This is a genomic window from Flavobacterium ginsengiterrae (genome assembly GCF_039539785.1).
Lineage (GTDB): Bacteria > Bacteroidota > Bacteroidia > Flavobacteriales > Flavobacteriaceae > Flavobacterium > Flavobacterium ginsengiterrae.
Genome location: NZ_BAABDU010000003.1, coordinates 665,661 through 690,199 on the forward strand (window position 1 = coordinate 665,661; position 24,539 = coordinate 690,199).

The following is a 24,539-nucleotide window of genomic DNA, read 5'->3' on the forward strand; positions in this document are numbered from 1 at the left end:
TTGTTTTCCGAACTTTATTACTAATTATTTTGGGATTATATAAAAATCTATTTAAACAGACCGCTATTTATGGACTGGCAACCGTTTTACCGCGAATGCTGAGTTTTTTATTGGTTAGATTATATACAGGCATTTTACCAACGGCTGAATATGGCGAAGTTTCGATTGTTTTATCTTGGATGGTTTTCTTTAACGTGGTTCTTTCATACGGTATGGAAACTGCTTTTTTTAGATTTTACAGTGCCGAAGAAGATAAGAAAAATGTTATCGCAACTTCTACAATATCAATATTCTGGTCATCGATTGGATTTTTATTTGCGGCTTTAATTTTTAGAAATACTCTGGCAAACTGGGCCGAAGTCGATGCGCAATATATTACCTATTCGGTTTGGATTTTAGTTCTCGATGCATTGGTTTTAGTACCTTTTTCTAAGCTGAGAGCCAACCAGAGACCTATGGTTTATGCTGCTATTAAAATAGGAAATGTAGTAATCAATTTACTACTGAACATTTTCTTTTTAATGTATCTTCCTAAACTGGCAGCTTCACATCCAAATTCAGTTTGGGATAATTTATATATAGAAAATTTCCAGATTGCGTATATTTTCATTGCCAATTTACTGGCGAGTTTAGCCACTTTTATAGTTCTGTCTCCAAATTATCTTTCGCTTGGAAGAAAATTTGATCCCGTACTTTGGAAAAAAATGATGAAATACGGTCTGCCAATTCTTGTTGCCGGACTTGCTTTTGCGGTTAACGAACATTTCGATAAAATCTTGCTAGGATATCTTCTTCCTGAAAACTTAGCAAAATCTGAAGTTGGAGCCTATTCTGCATGTTATAAATTAGGATTATTTATGGTTCTTTTTGCAACAGCATTTAGATTAGGAATTGAGCCTTTCTTTTTTAGCCATGCAAAAAATGAAAAAGCACCTCAGACTTATGCCGTAATTACAAAATATTTTGTCATTTTTGGATCACTTATTTTATTAAGCGTTATTGTTTTTGCAGACGTTTTAAAATTCTTATTGCTTGACAATAAGTCCTATTGGGAAGCAATGAAAGTAGTGCCATTAATTATTTTGGCAAACTTCTTTTTAGGAATTTACAACAACCTTTCGGTTTGGTATAAACTTACAGACAAAACAAAAATAGGTGCTTATATTTCAATAGTCGGCGCTATTGTAACCCTGCTTTTAAATTACTTTTTAATTCCAAAATACAGTTATTACGGATCAGCAATTGCGACTATATCAGCTTATGGAAGTATGATGTTAATATCCTATGTTTTAGGAAACAAATATTATCCAATTCCTTATGATATGAACAAAATTGGAGCGTATTTAGGAATTTCAATTTTATTTTCGGCTATTTCATTTTATGGATTTAGAGAAAATTATTTCGTTGGAATTCCGTTATTATTAGCTTTCATGTATTTTGTTTATCACAACGAAAAAGACACGATCAAAGGAATTATGAATAGAAAGTAAGGTGCTTTTTTAATCTTTAAAATAAAAAATGAAAATTCAAATTATCAATAAATCGCAGCACGATTTACCAAATTACGAAACTATCGCATCTGCAGGAATGGACTTGCGTGCCAATATTACTGAACCAATTACGTTAAAACCTTTAGAAAGAACGATTGTAAAAACGGGACTTTTTATTGAACTTCCAATTGGTTACGAAGCGCAGGTCAGACCAAGAAGCGGATTGGCAGCAAAAAAAGGAGTAACGGTTTTAAATTCTCCTGGAACTGTCGATGCTGATTACAGAGGTGAAATAGGAGTCATTTTGGTAAATTTATCAAATGAAGAATTTGTAATCGAAAACGGAGAAAGAATTGCACAGTTAATTATCGCCAAACACGAAAGAGCAGAATGGATTGAAGTTGAAGAACTTTCTGAAACTTCGAGAGGAGAAGGCGGTTTTGGAAGTACAGGAGTTAAATAAATTTTTGAGTCAAAGTCCCAGTTTGACGGTATAAATTTCTCCTGATTTTAAAAATTAAAACTTGAACTAAACCAAATAGAAGATTTTCAAATCTTCACACATTAAATAGATATTACATGAAAATAATCGTCCCAATGGCAGGTCGCGGATCAAGACTACGACCTCATACTCTAACAGTTCCAAAACCATTAATTCCTGTTGCAGGAAAATCTATAGTACATCGTTTAGTAGAAGATATCGCTAAAATATTAAAAGAACCAATTGAAGAAGTGGCTTTTATTCTTGGCGACGAAGCATTTTTTGGAGCTGATTTAGTAGCAAGTCTTGAAGATTTAGCAAAAGGTCTTGGAGCAAAAGCGTCTATATATCGTCAGGATTTACCTTTAGGAACTGGTCACGCAATTATGTGTGCCAAAGATTCTTTGTCTGGACCTGCAGTTATTGCTTACGCCGATACTTTAATCAGAGCTGATTTTGAATTAGATCCATCTGCCGATGCTGTAATCTGGGTTAAACAAGTAGACCAGCCAGAAGCTTTTGGAGTTGTAAAATTAAATCAGAATAATGAAATTATAGAGTTGGTTGAAAAGCCAAAAGAATTCGTAAGCGATTTAGCTGTTATTGGAATTTACTATTTCAAAGAAGTAGGCGATTTGAAAAAAGAACTTCAGGGAGTTTTAGATAACAACATTCAAAACGGAGGAGAATACCAAATCAACGACGGAATCAAAGCCATGATGGCAAACGGTAAAGTTTTTAAAACCGGAAGCGTTGACGAATGGATGGACTGCGGAAACAAAGATGTTACGGTAGAAACGAATAGCAGAATGTTAGGCTTTTTGCATAATGACGGAGAACATTTAGTAGATCAAAATGTTACTTTAGAAAATTCAACAATCATTCCGCCATGTTTTATTGGAGAAAATGTTGTCCTGAAAAATACAACTGTAGGACCAAATGTTTCAATAGGAAAAGGCTGTCATGTAACCGACAGTAATATTAAAAATAGCTTAATACAAACGTTTTCTCAGATAAAAAATGCTAACTTAGATAATGCAATGATTGGAAATCATGTAAGTTATGATGGAAAATTTACAAGCATAAGCATTGGAGATTACTCAGTTTTAGAATAAAAAACTTAGAAAATCAGATTCGTTTTGTATAAAATGAAATCATAGATAAAGATGAAAAAAGGTGTTTTGGTAATTTTATTTTTGGCTTTTTTGAGCAGTTCAGTTTCGGTTTTTGCACAGACAGAACCCGAAGATATTGCTTTGGCTCCAGATGAATATCAAGATGCTTTTTACGAATCTTTAAAACAAAAAGGAATCGAAAATTACGATAAAGCAATTGCATCATTAGAAAAATGTATCAAGATAAAACCTTCTGATGCAGTCGCTTATTTCGAATTAGGGAAAAACTATCTGGCATTAAAAGAATATCAAAATGCTCAAACGGCATTTGAAAAAGCAACGCAGTTAGATCCAAAAAACAAATGGTACTGGTTAGGAATTTACGATGTAAGTTTTGAGACCAAAAATTATTCTCTGGCAATAGAAACCATTCAAAAAATTATTGTTTTTGATGAAGAATATAAAGACGATTTAATATCGCTTTATATGCTTACCAATCAATATGATAAAGCTCTTACAGCAATTAACGAAATGAATGATAAATTTGGAAAATCATCAGATCGTGAAATATACAAAAGCCAGATTTTATCGCAGGGAAAATATCAAAATGCAGAAATTGCTAATTTGATAGACCAAATCAAAAAAAATCCAAAAGAAGAATCCAATTATGTAAATCTGATTTTTTTATATTCAAAATCAGATGAAACAGACAAAGCTGTCGATGTTGCAAAACAATTGGCAAAAGAAATTCCAAACTCAGAATGGGGACAGGTTAGTTTGTTTAAAACCTATTTAGACGCTAATCAGGCTGATAAGGCAATTAAGTCTATGAATGTAATTTTGTCAAGTTCAAAAATAGATTCAAAAATAAAACACAGAACTTTAAACGAGTTCTTGATTTATGTAAATAAAAACCCGCAGTACGCGCCAGAATTAGAAAAAGCAATTTCTTATTTTGATAACGACAAACAAGTTGATGTTGCCAAAGAAATAGGAAAATTTTATCATAGCAAAAACCAGTTTGAAAATGCCATTAAATATTATGAAAAAGATTTAGCAGCAAATTCAGATACAGACAGAGAAACCAATATGCTTTTGCTGGAGGCATACAGCCAGGCAAAACAATATGCACCCATGACAAAACGTGCCATGACAATGATCGAAGTTTATCCAAGTCAGCCCCAGTTTTATTACTATGCAGGATTGGGAAGCAATCAGTTACAGCAATTTAAAAATGCAAAAACCGTTTTAGAAATGGGACTTGATTATGTGGTTGATGACAAAAAATTAGAAGCAAATTTTAATATTCAATTGGGCGAAGCATATAATGGATTGGGAGATGCCAAGAAAAAAGAGGAATACTTTTTGAAGGCAAATGAATTATTAAAAAAGAAATAAGGAGAAAACACGATGAAAAAATATATAATTATAGCAGCAATGTCGGTTTTAGTGATTTCATGTAAATCCAAATCAGCAGCTGTACAAAACAGTAATACAACAGAAGTTGTCGCAAAAAAAGACAATAAAGCAATAGAAAAGCATTACGAAAACAAATTAGATTTCAAGACTTTATATATTAAAGCGGCAGCAAAATATTCTGATGAAAAACAAAATCAAAATGTTACTGCCGAGATACGAATAGAGAAAGACAAACAAATCCTGATCAGTGTTCGATTCTTAGGAATTACAATGGCAAAAGCTTTAATAACACCATCAGCAGTAAGTTATTACGAAAAAATAAACAGTACATATTACGAAGGCGATTTTACTAGTTTAAGCAAATGGCTTGGAACAGATTTAGATTATACTAAAGTTCAAAACTTGCTAGTTGGTGAAGCTTTTGATGATTTAAGAGAAGGAAAATATACGCAGACTATTGTAGAAAATCTTTTCCGTCTTGAAGATGAAAAAGATCAAAACATAAAGAAAGCATTTTATTTAGATCCTGAAAAATACTTAGTTCAGAAAGAAGAAATTTCACAGCCATCTGAAAACAGAAAATTAGAGATTAATTATTCGGATGCTAAAACATATAATCAAGGAACGATTCCAACAACATTGGTTATAAATGCAATACAGCCAAAAGGCACAACCAATATTAATTTAAATTACAATAATATTTCATTTAACGAAGAACTTTCTTTTCCATACAGCGTGCCAAGCGGGTATAAAAAAGTTTTAATTAAGTAAATTTGCAAAAATATAAATAGAAAGATGCCAAAATTTCTCCTAAGCCTAATTTTTGTTTGTGCCACGACTTTTGTCTGGGCGCAGGATTCGCAGCAAGAAAAACTTGAACAGCGCAAAGCGCAGATTCTTCAGGAAATAAAAGACAACGAAAAAATGCTGCAATCTGTAAGGAAAAAAGAAAAATCAGCGGTAAACGAATATTTAATTCAGGCAAATAAAATCAAGCTCAAAGAAAAATTGATTAATACAACTGCAAAGCAGGAAAAAGTATTAAGCAATGATATGTATATAAATCAGGTTCAGGTAAATAAGCTAAAAAAAGAGCTTGCAGTTTTAAAAGAAGACTATGCAAAAATGATTTTAAAATCATATAAAAGCCGTTCTGAACAAAGTAGAGCAATGTTTATTTTGTCTTCCGAAAGTTTTTTACAGGCATACAAAAGAGCACAATATTTAAAGCAGTATACAAATTTCAGAAAAAACCAAGGTTTAGAAATTCAAACAAAAACGGCACAATTAGTTGACTTCAATACCAAATTAGACGGGCAAAGAAAGGTTAAGAAAAAGATTATTGCCGAAAACGAAAAAGAAAAACAAGGTTTAGAAGTAGAGAAAAAAGAGCAGCAAAAACTCGTTAATGCACTTAAGAAAGATAAAAACAAAATTGCGGCTGATATTAAATCAAAACAAAGCGAGTCTAAAAGAATCGACAGACAAATTGATCGTTTAATTCGTGAAGCAATTGCCGAAGCAAACAGAAAAGCGGCTGCCGAAAGAGCAAAAGCTAATCCAGGATCAACTGAAACTAAAGCTCCGGTTTCTTCATCAAAAATTGCTTTAACACCAGAAGATAAAGTTTTGGCTGCAGATTTTAAAGCCAACAGAGGAAGATTACCTTGGCCGGTAGAAAAAGGATTTATTTCTCTTGGCTATGGAGATCAGCCTCACCCGCTGCATCCTTCAATTACAGTACACAACTCAGGAGTTGAGATTACAACCGAAGACGGTGCCAGCGCAAGAGCAGTATTTGCCGGAGAAGTTTCGAAAGTTATCGTTTTATCGCCGGTTAATAAAGCAGTTGTAATTCAGCACGGAGATTTCTTTACCGTATATCAAAACTTAAGTTCAGTTTCTGTTAGTCAGGGCGATAAAGTTTCGATTAAACAAAATATTGGAAAAGTTAGAACCAGCGGTGATACAGGAAAAACAATTATCAAATTTTTGATTCTTCAAAATACAACAAATTCCGATCCTGAAAATTGGTTACAAAACAGATAATAAAAAGGGAGCTATTGAGCTCCCTTTTCTTTTAATCATATTGTTCTAAAAAATATCTAATAACATCAGTTGTTGTTACAATTCCTTTTAATTCTCCATTATCTACAACTGGCAGAGCATGAAACTCTTCTTTAGAAAAAATCTCGGCCAGATCTCTTATTATAACATCTGAAGAAACCGTTTTTGGTTTTGAAGTCATAACCTGCGGAATCGTAAGCATTTGCAAAACAGCTTCGTCGCTGCCTTCCTGTCCGTCAAACAAAGCACCAAATGTAAGACGGTTAATATCGGTTCGGCTGATAATACCAACTACCTTTTTTCCGTTAACAACCGGAAGATGTCGGATAGAATTAGCTTTTAGTTTTTCTACAACTTGGGTTAAATCGTCATTTTGATTTACAGTCACCACGCTTTTAGTCATGATGTGACTAATTGGTTCTCTTTTTTTCATAATAGATAAGTTTTATGTTATATCAAATGTGTCAAATATTTCTGATAATTCACATGACCTTTATCATACCACAAGTAATTTTAAAGATGTATAATTAACTAATTAACAAGAAGTTTTTAATGAAGAATGACTTAGAAAAGAAATTTTTAACCTTATAATTTCAAATTCATTCTTAAGTTAATTTGAAATTATGACGATTGAATTTAAAAATAGTATTTTTGCAGTATGGAAACAAATAGACAGAAAAAAATAGGCAGTGTAATTCAGAAAGATCTGGTTGATATTCTGCAGGGTGAAGTGAGAAAAAACGGAGTTAGTAATTTGGTAATTTCGGTATCCAAAGTAAGTGTTACTTCAGATTTATCTGTGGCAACAGTATATTTAAGTATTTTTCCTCAGGAAAAAGCAAAAGAAACATTAGAAGGAATAAAATCAAATACAACTTTAATCAAACATGATTTGTCACAACGTGTGCGTTTGCAATTGCGTCGTGTACCTAATCTGGTTTTCTTTATAGATGACTCTTTAGATTATATTGAAAAAATTGACAATGCTTTAGCAGGAAAAGAAAATCCAATAGAAAACCGTGATCTTTTAGAAAAAAGAAGAAAATCATAAATTGAATTTCCCATTTTACATAGCCAGACGTTATATTTTTAGCCGAAGCAAAAACAACGCTATTAATATCATAAATTACATTGCCAGCATGGGAATCATTGTTGGAACGATGGCTTTGTTTGTGGTTTTATCTGTTTTCAGCGGATTAAAAGTATTTAGTCTTTCATTTACAAACGAAATAGATCCGGATTTAAAACTAACGAGCACATTAGGAAAATCATTTTTTATTTCGCCTCAGCAGGAACAAGAAATAAAAAAAATAAACGGAGTTGCTTCATATACCAAAATTATCGAAGAACGTGTTTTGTTTATTTTTAAAGACAAACAGCATGTTACCTATTTAAAAGGAGTAGACAGTGTTTATCCTGTTGTAAATGATATTAAAAGAAAACTTTTTAATGGCCAGTGGCTCAAACCAGATTCATATCAGGTAGTTATTGGTTACGGCATTGCACAGGATTTTTCGATGGGAATTCTCGATTTTGAAAACCCACTGCAGATTTTTGCTCCAAAACCCGGAAAAGGAGCTATTGAAAATCCTGAAGAAGCTTTTAATAAAACGGATGTTCTTCCGGTTGGAATTTACTCCATCAGTGAAGATTTAGATTCGAAATATGTGTTTGCCGATTTAGGACTAACACAAGAATTATTATTGTACAAACCGAACCAGATTTCGGGAATTGAATTTCATCTTAAAGAAAATGCAGATGAAAACGATGTAAAAAGACAGCTTCAAAATATTTTCAAAAATAAGATCACTTTAAAAAACAGAGCTCAGTTAAACGAGTCTTTATATAAAATGCTCAATACTGAAAATATTGCCGTTTATTTAATATTTACACTCGTAATTATTGTGGCACTTTTTAATTTAATAGGTGCTTTGATTATGATGATTTTGGATAAAAAAGGAAATCTAAAAACCCTTTTTAATCTGGGAACAGAAATAAACGGACTACGAAAAATATTTCTGCTTCAGGGAACTTTACTCAGTATTTTTGGTGGTTTGATAGGCCTTGGATTGGGAATACTTTTAGTAATCTTACAACAGCATTATGAGCTGATTATGATTACTCCAACTCTGGCTTATCCTGTTGTTTTTACATTAGAAAATGTATTGATTGTAATGGCGACAATTGTTTCTCTTGGATTTGCTGCTTCACTTATTGCAAGCAGCCGTGTAAGTAAAAAATTGCTGGATTAATATTTCAGTAAGAAATATTACTTATATTTACCGCCTTAAAAATCTACAGCATATGATTGTTTCTGCCTAATCCTAATTTTATTTTTTTAGAATAATTTAGGATACTTACGTTTTTTACTTTTTAGTTCAGATTTAAATATCTGAGCCAGACTTATCATTTACCCTAACATATCATGACAGAAACATCTATAAAGGAAAGTTTTATTTCCAAAGTTTTTACTACAACAAAACAAGCTTTAAAAGGCGACGAATCATTTGATTATACTTCCGGAAGTATAAAAAAAGCCGTAATTCTATTAGCCATTCCAATGGTTTTAGAAATGATGATGGAATCGGTTTTTGCCTTAGTCGATTTGTATTTTGTTGGTCATTTAGAACACAGCAGTTTTGCTATTCAAACCGTTGGTTTGACCGAATCAGTTTTAACCATTATATATTCTTTGGCCATTGGTATGAGTATGGCTACAACTGCAGTTGTAGCCAGAAGAATTGGCGAAAAAGATCCGGTTGCTGCAGCAAAAGCCGGAATGCAGTCCATTATAATTGCATTTGCAATAAACAGTGTTTTGAGTATTTTCGGAATTATTTTCGCAAAAGATATTTTGATTTTAATGGGTTCTTCCATAGTATCAGCAGAACATGGTTATCGATTTACACAAATTATGATTGGTTCAAGTTTGTGTATTATGCTTTTGTTCCTGATAAATGGAATTTTTCGCGGCGCAGGAAATGCGGCAATTGCCATGAAAAGTCTGTGGATTGCAAATATCTGCAACATTATTTTATGCCCAATTTTAATTAATGGTTTTGGACCAGTTCCGGCTTTTGGATTAATTGGAGCAGCTTTGGCAACCACTATCGGAAGAAGTATTGGAGTTTTATATCAGGTTTATCATTTGTTTTTTGGAAACGGAGTTTTAAAAATCAAAATACCTTATTTCGCTCCAGATTTTACACAAATCAAAGCTTTAATAAAAATTGCGGCTCCCGGAATTTTACAATTTGTAATTGCTTCCTGCAGCTGGATTTTCCTGGCACAATTAGTAGCCACAACAGGAGGCGATCACGGTTCTTCGGGTTATCAGACAGCACTTAGAATTATGATGTTTTTCATACTTCCGGCTTGGGGATTAAGTAATGCTGCAGCAACTTTAGTCGGACAGAATTTAGGAGCCAAACAAATCGATCGTGCCGAAAAATCGGTTTTAACTACAGCAAAATATAGTGTAATTTTTATGGCTTCGATTATGATTATTACATTAGGTTTTAGTAAACCAATTATTTCCTTTTTTATTGATGATAAAATGGATATAATAATTGCTGTGGAAGCTTTGCAAATTATGAGCATAGGATTCATTTTCTACGGAATAGGAATGGTTCTCATTAATACTTTCAACGGAGCAGGCGATACCTGGACACCAACCGGAATTAATTTCTTTGGTTTTTGGCTGTTCCAGATTCCGTTAGCTTATGTATTAGCGAAACATTTTAATATGGGACCAACAGGCGTTTTTATTGCCATTCCGGTTGCAGAAACTGCGATTACTTTGGCTGGAATCTTTTTCTATAAAAGAGGAAAGTGGAAACGGGTTCAAGTATAAATTTGTACAATATTTCCTAAAAATACTCGTTAAGTCTATTTAACCAAAACAATAGATTTATGAAAACGAAAATTAAAATTTTAGCTGTTTTAAGTATAGCAGTGTTAGGATTTATGGCCTTTAAACCATTAGATAAAAAAGTGGTTTTAATCGATGCAGGTCATGGAGGTTACGATGTTGGGAAGGATTTGTATGGATTTGAAGAAAAAGCAATAACAGAAGCCATAGCCAGAAAAATAAAAGAACAAAATAATAATGAAAATGTAGAAATTGTTTTGATTCGTGATGGCGATATGAGTATGAATCTCACAGACAGAGTTACAATAATAAATAAGTTGAAACCTGATTTGGTACTTTCTATACATATTAATGCAAACTCGAATATGAAAGCTAATGGGGTAGGTGCCTATATTTCTTCAAACAAAACATTTTATGATGAGTCTAAAAAAATGGCAGAAATTGCAGTAGACAAAATTACTTCGACAGGAAAGCTTTCAAAAAGGCAAATAAATGAAGCTCCATTTCATATCTTAAAGTATGCAAATTGCAGCATGGTTCATTTAGAAATAGGATTTTTATCAAATGAAAATGATAGAAACTATATTACAAGTGAAGACGGGCAAAATGAAATTGCTTCTAAAATCTTAGAATCATTAAACTAAAATGATTTAAACATAAAAAAAAGACCTTCAATATTGAAGGTCTTTTTTTTATGTTTAAACAAATTCGTATCCTGCATAAACCTGTTCAATTTCTTTCATAATGGCGAAAAGATTTTCAGGTTCATCTGTTGTAACTAATTTTTGTTTGAATTCTTTAAACGAATGAATTCCTTTAAAATAGTTTGTGTAATGACGGCGCATTTCTACAATTCCCAAACGCTCACCTTTCCATTCCATAGACCATTTTAAATGATTTCTGGCAGCTTCTACACGATCAATAACCGTTGGAGCAGGTAAATGTTCACCAGTTTTAAAGTAATGTTTGATTTCATTAAAAATCCACGGATAACCAATTGCTGCACGGCCAATCATAATGCCGTCAATTCCATATTCATTTTTATATTTCAGTGCTTTTTCCGGACTGTCGATATCGCCGTTTCCGAAAATTGGCATTGTAATTCTAGGATTATTTTTTACTCGGGCAATGTGAGACCAGTCAGAATGACCTTTGTACATTTGAGCGCGGGTTCTCGCATGAATTGTTAATGCCTGAACACCAATATCCTGAAGTCTTTCTGCAACTTCATCAATATTAATAGAACTTTCATCCCAGCCCAAACGTGTTTTTACCGTAACAGGTAAATCAGTACCTTTAATAACCGCTTTTGTTAAGCGAACCATTAAATCAACATCTTTTAAAACCCCGGCTCCGGCACCTCTGCAAACCACTTTTTTTACCGGACATCCAAAATTAATATCTACTAAATCAGGTTTTACAGTCGAAACAATTTTAGACGACATTTCCATTGCTTCTTCATCACCACCAAAAATCTGAATTCCAACCGGACGTTCATAATCAAAAATATCCAGCTTCATGCGGCTTTTTATCGCATCGCGAATTAATCCTTCAGACGAGATGAATTCAGAATACATCATGTCGGCTCCGTGCGCTTTGCATAATCTGCGAAACGGCGGATCACTCACATCTTCCATCGGTGCAAGTAGTAAAGGAAATTCGGGTAGTTCTATATTGCCAATCTTAACCATCATCTATATTTTTTGCAAAATTACAACATTTCTTCGAATTGACGTTATATGAGTGGCAAAGTGACATAGTTGCAAAGGTTTTATACTCAGAATTTAAGCCTTTGTAACTTTGCATCTTTGTTTCTTTGTCACTTTATTAAGTCCTATAATCAAAAAATCGAATTGGTTTTCTGCTCATTGGGTTAAAAACCAATGGATTCAGGATTTCTTTTGAAGCAAATTCTATTTTAGGCGTTACTCTTAATTTGGCTCTAAAATGATCTTTAATTTCCTGAAGAAATTCAGGAGATTGATTTTTCACGGCAATTTTAATCACGATTTCATCTGTGCCTAAATCGTTGGTTGAAATTTCGATCAAGTGATTTTCGATATTATCAAAACTGCTCAAAACATCATTCATCGCAGGCGGATAAAGCGTTGTGCCTTTATACTTAATCATTTGTTTTTTACGTCCCACAACAGGTCCAACACGCAAAGTATTTCTGCCGCACTCACAAGGTTCATTGTGAAACTGTACAATATCTCCCGTTTTAAAACGAAGTAAAGGCATCGCTTCAATTCCTAAAGTTGTAAAAGTAAGTTCGCCCGTTTCACCGTTTTTAACCGGCATATTATTTTCGTCTAAGACTTCAACAATAATTAATTCCGGATGATGGTGCCCGCCTTTTCCATGTTCACATTCTGTAAAAGCCGTGCTCATTTCAGTAGAAGCATAAGTTGAATACAACTTAATATTCCATTTATCAGTAATTTTTTTCGATAAAATATTCATTGAAAAATCCTGTTCTCTCAAAGATTCTCCAATACAAATAGCACCCTTTATACTCGAATTATTATAATCGATTCCGTGAATTTCGGCGTATTCAATTAATTTTAAAAGGAAAGAAGGAACCGTAATTAAATAACTCGGATTGTATTTTAAAATTGAATCCCATTGCATTTCAGGAATTCCGGCACCTACACGAATAACACCGACTTTCAATTTTCGAAGACCCAGAAAATAGGCCAGTCCTGCCATAAATTTTCGGTCAATTGTGGTCATTAACTGCACAACATCGCCTTGTGCAATTCCCGCGCAAGCAAATGAAATAGCTTCATTATAAGCCAGTCGGTCAAGATCAGAATCTGTTAAACCAAATGTTACGGGATCGCCCAAAGTTCCTGATGTTGAAGCGTAATCGATAACTTTATGCTGCGGAACACACAAAAAATCATCATTATATTGTTGTAAATCTTCTTTTGTAGTTATAGGCAAATGCTGTAAATCTTCCAGAGTTTTTACTTTTGAAATATCAATATTCTGTCCCGCAAAAAGTCTTTTATAAAAAGGAGAATTCTCGCTGATATAGGTTAAAAGTTCGGCTAATTTTTTTTCCTGAAAAATTTTAATTTCTTCTAAAGAATCTTTTTCTATTGCTGGAATCATTTTAATTTTCTTTTGATCTTTTTTAAATATTTTTCAATTTGTTCTTTTTCAGGCAAAGTAGTGATTTCTTTAGTCAATGCTTTTTCAAAATTAAGCTGCGCCTGCTTGAATTCTTTTTTTTGGTAAAAATACAATCCTGCTTTATAATACACAACCCAATAATCAGGGTTTAATGATTGATAATTGTTAAGAAATTCTGGTGAAATAGTTTCTTTTTTATCCAGAAACGAATCTATTTTATGATCTTCAATTTTAAATTTTTTATAGTTCTGAAAAGCAGTAGTTTCCAGAAACGGATCTTTGGCAATATTCAGATTTTCGATTTGAAAAGATTCAACATCGCTTTTTCTTTCACCAAAAACAGAATCAAGATTATAACAAACAAATTCACCCAGCTGATACGGATTTGCCGAAACCCATACCCGTTTTTCTTTGGGCTGAAAAATAATGCCATGATGTGCCATTAGCTGATTAAGAGCTTTTTCGGAACCATAACCTAATTCAATATTTTTTAAACCGTTTTTATTTCGAAGAATTTCAGAAGCAGTTTCGGGATTTACTTTTTTATTTTCAGACAAAAGTTCCTGCATTCTTTCGTAGCGATATTCAGAATGACTGTTTAAAATCTGCTCTTGATTTCGTCTATCATTTTTAAAAGCTTCGCCCTGAAAATGATTGGAACAAATTAACTGATCGGTATTTGGAACATCGTAAACGTCCATTTTATTGGGAGAAACTTCTATTAAAACCGCTTTATTATCATGGGCACTTCCCACCATAATCGATTCAGAAACAAATACTTTTCGCTTTTTTGCAATCGCAATTGCCTCGTCTATATTCTTGGCGTGCTGTAAAATTTCGCGTGTTACAATAGAAATAGGAGTTTTGGCAATAAGCGGAATTTTAGATTTTGAAGCATTAATAGTAACCGTTAAACCTTCCTGATTCATTCCAGAAACAGCACCAACCATTCCCGGCCAGGTAACCATCATAAATTTGTTTCCTTCTTTTGGATTTATAAAGGCAACGATTTTATTTTCTGCGAAAGCATCGTTGACATAAAAGTCAAAATTTCGTCCTAGAATTAAGCTTCCGTCTTCTGTTTTTTCGTTCCAAACGGCAAAAGACGAACAGCCAACCAAAGCCAAATCTTGCAAAGCGTGCCCAATATCGTGTGCGCCATGCAGATACAAACCACGCTGATATTTTGGTGCGATGTTGTTAAATTCATCCGAAGTATATTCTGAAACCCCATAGATTTCGGTTTGATATTCTTCGGGAACATTCAAATATAATTTTCGATTGTACCATCTTAAAAACTGGCGCAATAAACGTTGTTGGAAACTTGACGGAATAAAATCGTTTATTTTTGAGAAGAAAATTTTTTGCTGTTTCTTCAAAAGAGAATCCGTTAAAGCGCCGGTGTTTAAACCAATTTCGAGCGGATCGCCTTCGGCATATAACTCCCAAAGCCCTTGTTTATTTTTTAAAAGTGAATTTTTTCCGGATACAAAAACCGAATCTGATTTTTTGATAACAATTGGTTTTGCCGAATTGTAGTGTGAAAGATCTGGTTTATGGCGCATCGATTTCGATGTTCCGCACGAAACAAACAGCAATAAAAAACCGATAAATAAGAAAAATAAAGCTCGGTTTTTCATAATTGTTTACTCAGATTCTTTATTGATTTTAGTGACCAGATATTCTTTTCCAACAATTTCAGAGCAGGTATTTACGGCTCCAATCGTAACGCCCAGAACGCCGTGCATGTTGGTACTTTGGCCCGTAAGATACAGATTTTCCAGCTTAGTTTTTACCGGAATCATGGTTTTCATGGGATTATTAGAATCTTTAACATATCCGTACATATTTCCGTTGTGTCCGCCAATATAATCCCGATACGATAATGGAGTAGAAGTATGAATTGATTTTATGCAGTTTCTGATTCCGGGAAATTTGATTTCGATTTCATCCAGAAATTTAGCGGCTTTTCGGTTTTTAAAATCTTCATAACTTTCACCGCGGTCGCTTTCTTCTGCAGTAGTGTTAAAAGTATCGGCCCATTGTTCTACATCTTTATATTTCATGTAGGTTAAAAAAGTCATGCCTTCTGCCCAGATTTCCTCTTTTTTAGAGGCATTCATAGACGCCATATAACTTTTTGGCCATGAATTTTCATCATAATACTGAGCTGTCCAGACATCAGAACTATTCTTGAAATGATAAAAATTATGGTTGATATATTTAAAACTTTCCGGTTTAAAAACGATGTACAAACTAAAAGCCGAAATCACGTCTTCAAGATCTTGAATACGATTGAAAAAGGCTTTTCTAAAATTTTCCTGGCCTGCCATTTTCAAAGTAGTTTTAGGCTCGATATTCGAAATAAAAAGCGAACCCGAGACTTGTGTTCCATCTTTTAAATCTGCCGAAACAACTTTATTATCTTCTACATTTAAACGTGTAACTTCTTTGTATTTGTAAAATTCACCGCCGTATTTTTTCAGCTGTTTTAAAAGCTGTTTGGTAATCTGGCTTCCTCCGTTAATGCATCGCCATGAACTTTGAATGTAGGAGTTAACAGAAAGCGCATGAACGTAAAAAGGCGATTTATCTGGAATTCCGGCATACAAAAAATTTGAACCTGCAAGAACAGCTTTCAGCTTTTCGTTTTTCGTGCAGGAATCTATGATTTCTTTTGCATTTTGTTCCAGAATTTCGGTGTCGTATTTTCCTTCCCACTTTAAATTATAAAGCGGAAATGCATCGCAGGTTTCCTGTAATTTTTGGCAGTACTTTTCGAGATTTTCTTTTTCGTCAGGGAAAAATTCAGCAAGCTGTTTTACAAAATTTTCGTAGCCTTGTGCATGCGGATATTCCTTTTGATCATCTTCAAAAGTAATCATATCGAAACGATCTTCATCTAATTTTTTCAGATTCAGATTATCGATAATTCCTAAATATTTGAAATATTTATAAAGATTCTGTCCTTTTTCTAATCCGCCGATATAATGAATTCCGGTATCGAAAATCGTTTTATCGCGCACAAAAGTCTGCAGATTTCCACCGTATTGATTGTTTTTTTCGAGTACACAAACGCTATAGCCTTCTTTAGCCAAAATGATAGACGAAACCAGTCCGCCTAAACCACTGCCAATTATAACTACATCGTATTGCGCTTTCATTATTTTTTCTTCAAAACGATTATATTATTTTCTTCAACTGCTATTTCAAAATCTGAATTGAGTAACTGATTTTTTAAGGCTGAAGAGTTCACTAAAATTACAGATGAAATATTTAAAGTTAATCTTTCGATTTCATCTTTAAAACTTTCATCAGAAACTAAAAGTACATCATATTGATCTCCAATTACTGATTCCAGGTTATCCAGATAAACTATTTTTCTCTTTACAAGGAAATAATTCGTTTTGGCAACCAGCATTTTTTCTTCATCATTAATAAAAGAAAATACTTTGCGCTGTGCTTCCTGCAAAGTCAATAAAACGTCTAATTGTCCGTAATCATTGCCTAGATGAAGAATTTTTGCTTTTGGATTAATGTATTTGTTTAGATTATAATACGTTTTCAGATTTTGTTTTAAATCTTTTTTGACACTGTCACCAATTTCAATTTCCTTATAATCGTAACTGTTGATGAGCATTTTTTTGAAATATTCAGGACCTTCAAGTTCCTGACGAATTTTGCGGTATTCTGCTTTAAAGAACGCGCTGATTTGTTTGGTTCTTTCGGCGTAATTATTTCCAAACGAAAGATTTTCCGGTGCTATTCTTTCTAAAATAGTAAGTGTAAGCCAGCTTTTGTGAATGACAAAATCGCCTTTTGGAATGGCTTCTGAAGCACCGTGAATGACTACCGGAATAATGTCCAGTTTAAATTCTTCGGCTAAAAAGAAAGCGCCTTTATGAAATCTTTTAATAACATTATTTTCAGAACGGGTTCCTTCCGGAAAAACCATTAACGAATAACCTTCTTCTACTTTTTTACGCAAATGTTCAACACCGCCTTCGATACCTTCTGAAACCGGATAAAAACCCGCTTTTCTAACAATACCGCCAAAAATAGGAGAGTTGTAAACCCAGTCGCTTACCAGAAAAATAATTTTAGGACTCAAACTTCCAATCGCTAAAATGTCGATAAAGGAAGAATGATTGGCAATAATTACAGCTGGTTTTTTAAAAGTTTCTTGATAATTATTGACAATTTTTTTGCGTATAAACGGATTTGAATACAATACAGATTTCATCAATTTTGAAACCACATATCGAAAGGCTTTCATTTTTGTTTTCGCTTTAAGCGGAATAATCGGCATGAGCGTAAAACTGAAAATCGACATTACAATGCCGCCTAAACCATAATAGGCAAACGAAATTACACCATGAATAAATGTTCTTAATTTAAATGGCGGATTTCCTTTTTTAGGACGATTCGATAAAAATACTTTGAACAGAATAGGATAAAAAATGAAAGTAATAATCAAGGCTGCAAAAACCCCAATTAATGAAACCGATGAAATAGAAGTCAGCGCCGGATGTTTGGCAAAAATCATTGCTCCAATTCCCAGAATGGTGGTAATTACCGCCAGAATAATCGAGGTTCTGTAAATGGCAATTTCATTTTTTCCGTTGGTATATTCTTTTTGTAAAGCGCTGGTCATAAAAATGCTGAAATCGACTCCGTGACCAAAAATCAACGTACAGACAATCATACTGAAAATATTCATTTGAATGCCAAAAATGCCCATAATTCCTGCCGTGACAATTCCCGTTAAAGCTATTGGAATACAGCTGATAATGACCAATTCGATTCTTCTGAAAAAGAAAAACAAAATCAGGATTACGGCAACAAAAGAATAATTTACAAGCGAATTAAAATCAGTTTTTAAAGTGCTGAAAAAAGTTTCATTCATCTGCTGACGGTCAATTGCAATTAGATTTTCTTTGGCAGAAGCCAATTTTACAAAGGCGTCGCGTTGCTGCGGAGATACTTTTACTAAAGTCGAAATGGTATAAAAACCATTTTTTTCGGTTATGAATTCTTTTAACTGAAGCGCCTGAATTTTTAAATAATCATCAGCAGAAACAGGTTTGAAATCAAAATCTAAATGATCAAAAAATTGAGAGTATGTTGTAGGTTTAAATCCTAGTTTAGAACCTTCGGCAATTAATCCTGATTTTAAAAGTTGTTTTTTCTGAGCATTCCAAAAGGAATTCCATTTTTCTATTTTTTGCTCTTGCGCTGTTTGCGAAAGTACAATGCCGCCAACAGAACTGAAATTCAAAATTTTATGCTGTTGTTTTGCTGCAGATAAATCGTCGAAAAGCTTTGTGTTGTTTTGCAGCACTTCTTCCATGCTTTTTCCGTAAGCCGCAACATAAATAGTTTTTGAAGTAAGACTTGTGCTTTCTTCTAATTGTTTTTCGGCAGCTTTAATGTCTTTTGGTACAAAATTGAGCTGAGATAAATCGTTGTTGAAACCAACATCATTATAGGTAAAACAGCAGATAATGGTAATAATAACACAGAATCCGATTAAGAATTTATTGTTGTGAAATGAAAAATGCGCCATTTTATCGATAACATTTTTCTTATGATCAGCAGGATTTTCTTTTGGTTTGTACAAATGCGGTACAATTAAAAGAGAAAAAATTGCGGAAGCCATAACGATAACAGCAGCAAAAATTCCGAGATCATTTAATGCATCTGATTTTACAAAAAGCAAACATAAAAAAGCGACGGCTGTTGTAGAACCGCTCATTATAACCGGCATCGTAATATCTTTATACAAAGTTTTTACATCGCTGTTGTGTTTGTAATGCGTAAGAATATGAATTGAATAATCGATCGTGATTCCTAATAAAATAGATCCAATTCCGAGTGAAATTGCGGAGATCTGCTCTTTTACAAAATACAAAAATGCAACGGCAAAAAGTCCTCCAAAAACCGTTGGAAGAAATATAATTAACGGAATTAATACTTTTCTGTAAAACAAAATCAGAATAAGCATTAAGGTAAACATTGCGATTGAAGTTGTCAAGACAATATCGCTTTTAATCTGCTTTGCATTTGCAGCGGCAATAAGTGCAGAACCAAAATAACTTACTGATGTTTTTCCTTTAAATTGTGTATTTAAATTTTCCTGAATCGATTTTAGCTTTTCGGCAAAAATGCTGTTTTTTTCGGTTTCGCTCGATGAAATGTCAGATGTTATAAAAAGCAGTAATTTCTTTTTGTCTTTGGTCATTACAAAACCATTCTCAAGTGTAAAATCGTCGCCAATGTTTAACTGCTGTAACTTTTTTAAAGCAATAAAAGAAATTCCAAACGGATCACGCTGAATAAAATCTCTGGTAATAAATCCCGACGGCGAAATAATCGATTTGTAATTTCCCTGAACGGTTGCAGCAATACTGTCTTTCTGAAGTTTGGTTTCGATAGCAGCATAATCTTTATCGTCCAGAAACAGAGGCAGATTATTGTAAACAAAATCAATGGTTTCCTGAATATTTTCTTCGTCGATTTTTCCCTGAATGCCACTGATGTAAGGTTTACAGGATTTAGAAACGCTGTCTGAAAAGACCGAAGCCATTTCTTGTAAATCTTCGGCAGAACCGTTTTTTTCGAGATTAAAAATAACGGTTGTTTTATCGGCAAAATTTAATTGTTTTAAAACTTTTGCTGTAGCATCGGCTTTATCATTTGCCGGAATAAGTTTGGTAATGTCTTCTTCAAATTTAATCTGCGAAGCAAAAAAGCCAAATACCAAAAGCATCAAAAAAGCCAGCAAAACCGAAAGTGATTTTCTTTTGGTTACAAATAAATGAATGGCGTAAAAGTATTGATGCATGATTTTTATTATTTTTTGCCACAGATTAAAAGGATTCTTACGGATTTTTTCAACGCAAATTCACGAATTTTTAATTTGTAATTATTTGTGAATTCACGGTTGTTAATATAGTTTGAAAATCAGTTTAATCTTTTAATCTGGGGTAAACTTAATTTAAATATTTGGTTTATTTTTAGAACTAAAAGCTGTTAAAAGTACGTAACTTATTAACCCGGATGATAGTGCTAAAACGGTTGCTAAAATAAGACTTCCCACGATATATTGTGCAGCGTTTTTTTGAATATCGTCTAGAGTGGCCGAACTATCTAAAATTAACGGGGCATCGCTGGAAATAAAAAGACTTCCTGTTTTTAATGAACCGTAAATTACAAGCGGAATAAAAGGAGGGAAGCTTACATTTGATGACAAAAAAGCAATGACTTTGTTTAGCCTGAATAAGGCAGCAAAAGTAAAAAGCAGTATCGTTTGAAATCCCCAAAAAGGAGAAATCCCTATAAAAATTCCTAAAGCAATCGAAGCCGATTTTGTAAAATTAGAATCGTTGCTTTCCAGAATATCTTCTAAAAAGAATTTTTTAAAACCTTTTTTTTTTGCCCGCCTAAAGAAATCGCGGGGTTTTATATACAACAAAGTATTGGTTACTAAAACAGTATTTAAAATACTGATTCTGGTAAAATCCTGAAACGGACGGAAATGTGAAACGCGTTCTGCAGGATCATATAAAACCTGAACGGGAACATTTTTAACCGTAATTCCTTTCCATGCAGAGCGCACGATTACTTCAATTTCAAACTCAAATTTATTGGTATAAAATTGTTTCGGAATTAATTTTAAAGGATATAATCTAAACCCAGATTGTGTGTCTTCGAGAACAATTCCGGTTTCGAACTTAAACCAGAAATTAGAAAATTTATTTCCGAAACTGCTTTTTCGTGGCACATTTTCCTGTGTCATGTTTCGGCTTCCAATTAAAAGAGAATTGGGCTCGTTGTAAATTTCTTCCAGAAAAACCGGAATATCAGAAGGAAAGTGCTGGCCGTCAGAATCTATCGTGATGGCGTATTCGAAATTTTGTTCAATGGCTTTTCTAAAACCATTTCGCAGCGCTCGTCCCTTTCCCATATTTTTAGGATGGTGAATTTGAGTCAGCTGCGAATATTGTTTTAAAATGTCGCCCGTTTCATCAGTAGAACCGTCGTTGACAATAATAATATTTGAAGTAAAATCTAAAATAGAATCTAAGACTCTTTTTAATGTTTTCTGATTATTGTATGTTGGTACAATCACACAAAAAGAAATTGAATCCAGAAGATCCTGTTTTGATAAAATAGGTTTCATTGAAGAATTTTTATGCAGCTTACTTCACAAATTGTTTCTCTTTTTCAGAGAAACTTTTAGACTGCAGTACAAAGTCTTTAAGATACTCTTTTAAGGCTCCGCTTTGTGCAGGATAATGTTCAGTTATGAATTTTTTATCTTCTTTAATATTTTTTTTATAGCCGGTAATTCCCGGAACATCTTCCTGAATGCTTAGTCTGATCATTCGAATTTCGATGTTATTTGGATCGCTCTTAAGGGTTGCTTCCAGAAGTTTTGCACCTTCTTTAAAGCGTGAAATTTTACTTCCCATAATGCTTTCAAATTTAGAATCTACCAAGATTGAAGCAGCTTTATAAGCCACTAAAATTTTCTCGTCGTTGTTAGACACGCCAGAAAGTTTTTCTGTAAACTCTTTGGCATTAGCTTCAGATTTTGCAACATCAGGATAAATTTTTCTGATCGATGCCAAATCCGGAGTATTGGCAAATCCGATCCATAAAAGTAATGATACTAGTAATTTCATAATTATAATTTTTTATACACATTGCTTAATTTTAAAGCTGTGGTTTCGTTAAAATATGTGGTGTTTTTCACCTTTACCAAATCATCTTCTGTGGTTGTAATGTCAAGTTCTAAAAGAAGCTCCGGATTGATTTCCGGATTAATTAATGCCATGAATTTTACATTAGACAAAGTCTGGATCATTAATGAACTTTGAGTAATTGTTTCTGTCAGTTCTTTAATAATCTGAATCATGCAAACGCCCGGCATAATTGGGTTTCCAGGAAAATGACCTTTAAAAACCTCATGATTGGCATTAACTAATATACGAATATTAAATTTAGTATCGCCAGTTTTTTCTTGTGAAAGTACTTCGTAAAAGTCTTTTAGAACCATAATTTTATTTTTTTTTATTTTCCGAATGTATACGCGGCACCAAACTGAAATACTAAATTATTAGTACTATCGCTATACACATATTGATTAATATAGGCATCGGTTAATCCTTTTTTTACTCTTGCTTCAATTGCAATATTTTGATTGAAACTATAACCACAACCAGCAACAATACCTAAATCAATATCTTGTCCTTTTGAAAAATTTCTCTCCAGACCTTCAGGATTTGTTTTAAAGTCATCTGCAACTAGTATATCAAAAAATGGCCCAACCAAGGCGTATAAATTTTCATTAAAATTAAATTTATTAATTGTTATTGCAGAAATATATTGCAAAGAAGCATTGACATCGGCACTAACAACTGAATTAGTATACATATTAGTTTGGGGATTATAAGTAGTTTGAGTTCCCACGACTTGATTTCCCTTTCCGCCTTGTCTGGAATAAGTTAGTTCAGGCTGCAAAGTGTATAATTTTGAAATCCTCAAAGCTCCAAATCCACCAATATAAAAATCAGGTTTTATGCCCAGTTCTGTGCTTGTTAATTTTGCTAAATTTAAACCTGCTTGAATTCCAGGTCTAAATGTTACTTGTGCCTGAGATGATAAAACTCCAAATAGGAAAACGAATGCAATGATTTTTTTCATGTATATTATTTTGTTTTAAAAGAGTAACTAATTCCTATTTGAAAATTAATATTTGTATTATAATCACCAAATAAATAATGATTATTTGAATCGTTTGTATAATAATCGCTGTCCAGAATATCCAGAAAACCTTTTTTAAGACGAAAATCGAAAGCAAGTCCGGAAGGCATACGATAACCAAGACCTACATTAAAAGCAAAATCATTATAGTTTTTTCGTCTTACCAAATTATCACTTAGACGAACATCCAGAGAAGGCCCAAATAATACCTGAAATCCTTGTCCAAAAGTAAATTTGTTGATCATGGAAAGAGATAAATAATCCAGTCTTAAATCCTGATAAGCGACTTGATCAGTATCTGTAACGGGGTCATAATAATTTCTTGCAACATTATTAGATCCTTGTTTTACATACGTTATTTCAGGCTGAAGGGCATATTTTTTGGTAAGATTGATTTCTCCAAAACCACCAAAATAAAAATCAGGTCTGTAATCAGCGTGCATTTCTGAAATAGTCGATAAAGACAAACCTCCTCTTAAACCGGGTTTAAAATTTACCTGAGCCTGAAGATTTGCAATCGCAAAAAAAACAAATAAAATAAGTATTGATTTTTTTGAACGCATTATTTTGTTTTAAAAGTATAACTGATACCAATTTGGAAAACCTGATTTAAAATTACGTCATTGTAATAATAATCGTCATTATCATAATTAATCCCGTCGTAACCATAAATATCAATTAATCCTTGTTTAATTCTGGCTTCAAACGTTAATCCGTTTGGCAATGTATATCCAATACCTCCAACAATAGCAAGGTCAAAATTTTCAGGGCTGCTGTTAATGTAATTATCAGAAATTTTAAAATCTAAAGACGGACCTGCTAAAAGATGAAAACCTTTACCGCCAACATTAAATTTTGCAACCGCCCCAAGTGTTAAGTAGTTTAATTCGTAATTTACGTAACGATAATTATAACCGTTTCCAAGATATTCTCTCCCTTCATCTCCTTGTCTGGAATAGGTAAGTTCAGGTTGTAACGAAAAATATTTATTAAATTTAATGTTCACTAATCCACCCACATAAAAATCGGTTTTAGTTCTATTATCATCAATATTGGTTAATGTTGAAAAATTTAAACCGCCTCTAAGTCCGGGACTAACTTTTATTTGTGCTTGGGATTGAATCCCAATAAATAAAACAAATACAATTAAGGTTATTTTTTTCATCTTTTGATTAGTTTAGTTTTATGGT

The 24,539-nt window shown here is 33.1% G+C and carries 22 protein-coding genes; 10 read left to right on the forward strand and 12 right to left on the reverse strand.

Features of this window, described 5'->3' with window-relative positions; translation table 11 throughout:
- Positions 1-29 precede the first annotated feature (29 nt).
- From ABD859_RS05740 to ABD859_RS05765, 6 genes are all read left to right on the forward strand, one after another.
- Entirely contained in the window at positions 30-1,490 is a 1,461-nt protein-coding gene (locus ABD859_RS05740) for a lipopolysaccharide biosynthesis protein (protein ID WP_345141484.1), read from the forward strand.
- A gap of 28 nt (positions 1,491-1,518) precedes the next feature.
- Positions 1,519-1,953: a dUTP diphosphatase gene (dut, locus tag ABD859_RS05745; RefSeq protein ID WP_345141487.1), complete on the forward strand. Its 435-nt coding sequence runs from the start codon at positions 1,519-1,521 to the stop codon at positions 1,951-1,953.
- Between the two features lie 116 nt (positions 1,954-2,069).
- Positions 2,070-3,086 carry a sugar phosphate nucleotidyltransferase gene (locus tag ABD859_RS05750; protein WP_345141489.1) on the forward strand — a complete coding sequence of 339 codons (1,017 nt, stop codon included), beginning with the start codon at positions 2,070-2,072 and terminating at the stop codon, positions 3,084-3,086.
- A 51-nt stretch (positions 3,087-3,137) separates the two neighbouring features.
- The gene (locus ABD859_RS05755; protein WP_345141491.1) at positions 3,138-4,484 is read left to right on the forward strand and encodes a tetratricopeptide repeat protein; all 1,347 of its coding nucleotides are present in this window, start codon (positions 3,138-3,140) and stop codon (positions 4,482-4,484) included.
- Between the two features lie 12 nt (positions 4,485-4,496).
- Positions 4,497-5,276 (forward strand): lipoprotein insertase outer membrane protein LolB1, encoded by a 780-nt coding sequence (gene lolB1 / locus ABD859_RS05760; RefSeq protein WP_345141493.1) that lies wholly within the window; start codon positions 4,497-4,499, stop codon positions 5,274-5,276.
- Between the two features lie 24 nt (positions 5,277-5,300).
- Entirely contained in the window at positions 5,301-6,554 is a 1,254-nt protein-coding gene (locus ABD859_RS05765; protein WP_345141495.1) for a murein hydrolase activator EnvC family protein, read from the forward strand.
- A 31-nt stretch (positions 6,555-6,585) separates the two neighbouring features.
- Here ABD859_RS05765 and ABD859_RS05770 read toward each other — a convergent pair whose 3' ends face one another.
- Positions 6,586-7,005 (reverse strand): CBS domain-containing protein, encoded by a 420-nt coding sequence (locus ABD859_RS05770; RefSeq protein WP_345141497.1) that lies wholly within the window; start codon positions 7,003-7,005, stop codon positions 6,586-6,588.
- A 225-nt stretch (positions 7,006-7,230) separates the two neighbouring features.
- On the opposite strand from ABD859_RS05770, the gene rbfA reads away from it, so the two are divergent.
- The 4 genes from rbfA (at position 7,231) to ABD859_RS05790 (ending at position 11,087) form a co-directional block, all read left to right on the forward strand.
- Positions 7,231-7,623, forward strand: a complete 393-nt coding sequence (gene rbfA / locus ABD859_RS05775; RefSeq protein WP_057121824.1) for a 30S ribosome-binding factor RbfA — start codon at positions 7,231-7,233, stop codon at positions 7,621-7,623.
- 1 nt (position 7,624) lies between these two features.
- Complete coding sequence (locus ABD859_RS05780; protein ID WP_345141502.1) at positions 7,625-8,824, forward strand: ABC transporter permease; 1,200 nt, start codon at positions 7,625-7,627, stop codon at positions 8,822-8,824.
- A gap of 173 nt (positions 8,825-8,997) precedes the next feature.
- Entirely contained in the window at positions 8,998-10,425 is a 1,428-nt protein-coding gene (locus ABD859_RS05785; protein ID WP_345141503.1) for an MATE family efflux transporter, read from the forward strand.
- Between the two features lie 59 nt (positions 10,426-10,484).
- A complete protein-coding gene (locus tag ABD859_RS05790; RefSeq protein WP_345141505.1) occupies positions 10,485-11,087 on the forward strand; it encodes an N-acetylmuramoyl-L-alanine amidase family protein in 603 nt (200 codons plus the stop codon).
- Positions 11,088-11,141: 54 nt separating this feature from the next.
- On the opposite strand, the gene dusB is transcribed toward ABD859_RS05790, so the two are convergent.
- The 11 genes from dusB to ABD859_RS05845 all read right to left on the reverse strand — a co-directional run bounded on the left by dusB (position 11,142) and on the right by ABD859_RS05845 (position 24,514).
- Positions 11,142-12,134, reverse strand: a complete 993-nt coding sequence (gene dusB / locus ABD859_RS05795; protein ID WP_345141508.1) for a tRNA dihydrouridine synthase DusB — start codon at positions 12,132-12,134, stop codon at positions 11,142-11,144.
- A gap of 136 nt (positions 12,135-12,270) precedes the next feature.
- On the reverse strand, positions 12,271-13,560 hold the full coding sequence (gene flxY / locus ABD859_RS05800) for a flexirubin biosynthesis putative acyl-CoA ligase FlxY (RefSeq protein ID WP_345141511.1): 1,290 nt from the start codon (positions 13,558-13,560) through the stop codon (positions 12,271-12,273).
- Positions 13,557-15,221: a C45 family autoproteolytic acyltransferase/hydrolase gene (locus ABD859_RS05805; RefSeq protein WP_345141512.1), complete on the reverse strand. Its 1,665-nt coding sequence runs from the start codon at positions 15,219-15,221 to the stop codon at positions 13,557-13,559. Before ABD859_RS05805 ends, flxY begins: the two co-directional genes overlap by 4 nt.
- Positions 15,222-15,227: 6 nt before the next feature.
- Positions 15,228-16,745, reverse strand: coding sequence for a phytoene desaturase family protein (locus ABD859_RS05810; RefSeq protein WP_345141513.1), 1,518 nt, complete (start codon positions 16,743-16,745; stop codon positions 15,228-15,230).
- Positions 16,745-20,425, reverse strand: a complete 3,681-nt coding sequence (locus ABD859_RS05815; protein WP_345141516.1) for an MMPL family transporter — start codon at positions 20,423-20,425, stop codon at positions 16,745-16,747. Before ABD859_RS05815 ends, ABD859_RS05810 begins: the two co-directional genes overlap by 1 nt.
- Before the next feature lie 153 nt (positions 20,426-20,578).
- Positions 20,579-21,763, reverse strand: a complete 1,185-nt coding sequence (locus ABD859_RS05820) for a DUF2062 domain-containing protein (protein ID WP_345141518.1) — start codon at positions 21,761-21,763, stop codon at positions 20,579-20,581.
- Positions 21,764-21,782: 19 nt separating this feature from the next.
- Complete coding sequence (locus ABD859_RS05825) at positions 21,783-22,268, reverse strand: hypothetical protein (protein WP_345141520.1); 486 nt, start codon at positions 22,266-22,268, stop codon at positions 21,783-21,785.
- Between the two features lie 2 nt (positions 22,269-22,270).
- Positions 22,271-22,642 (reverse strand): ApeI family dehydratase, encoded by a 372-nt coding sequence (locus ABD859_RS05830; protein WP_345141522.1) that lies wholly within the window; start codon positions 22,640-22,642, stop codon positions 22,271-22,273.
- A 14-nt stretch (positions 22,643-22,656) separates the two neighbouring features.
- Positions 22,657-23,289, reverse strand: coding sequence for an outer membrane beta-barrel protein (locus tag ABD859_RS05835; RefSeq protein WP_345141524.1), 633 nt, complete (start codon positions 23,287-23,289; stop codon positions 22,657-22,659).
- Between the two features lie 5 nt (positions 23,290-23,294).
- Positions 23,295-23,912 carry an outer membrane beta-barrel protein gene (locus ABD859_RS05840; protein ID WP_345141527.1) on the reverse strand — a complete coding sequence of 206 codons (618 nt, stop codon included), beginning with the start codon at positions 23,910-23,912 and terminating at the stop codon, positions 23,295-23,297.
- The gene (locus ABD859_RS05845; RefSeq protein WP_345141529.1) at positions 23,912-24,514 is read right to left on the reverse strand and encodes a porin family protein; all 603 of its coding nucleotides are present in this window, start codon (positions 24,512-24,514) and stop codon (positions 23,912-23,914) included. Before ABD859_RS05845 ends, ABD859_RS05840 begins: the two co-directional genes overlap by 1 nt.
- Positions 24,515-24,539: the final 25 nt, after the last annotated feature.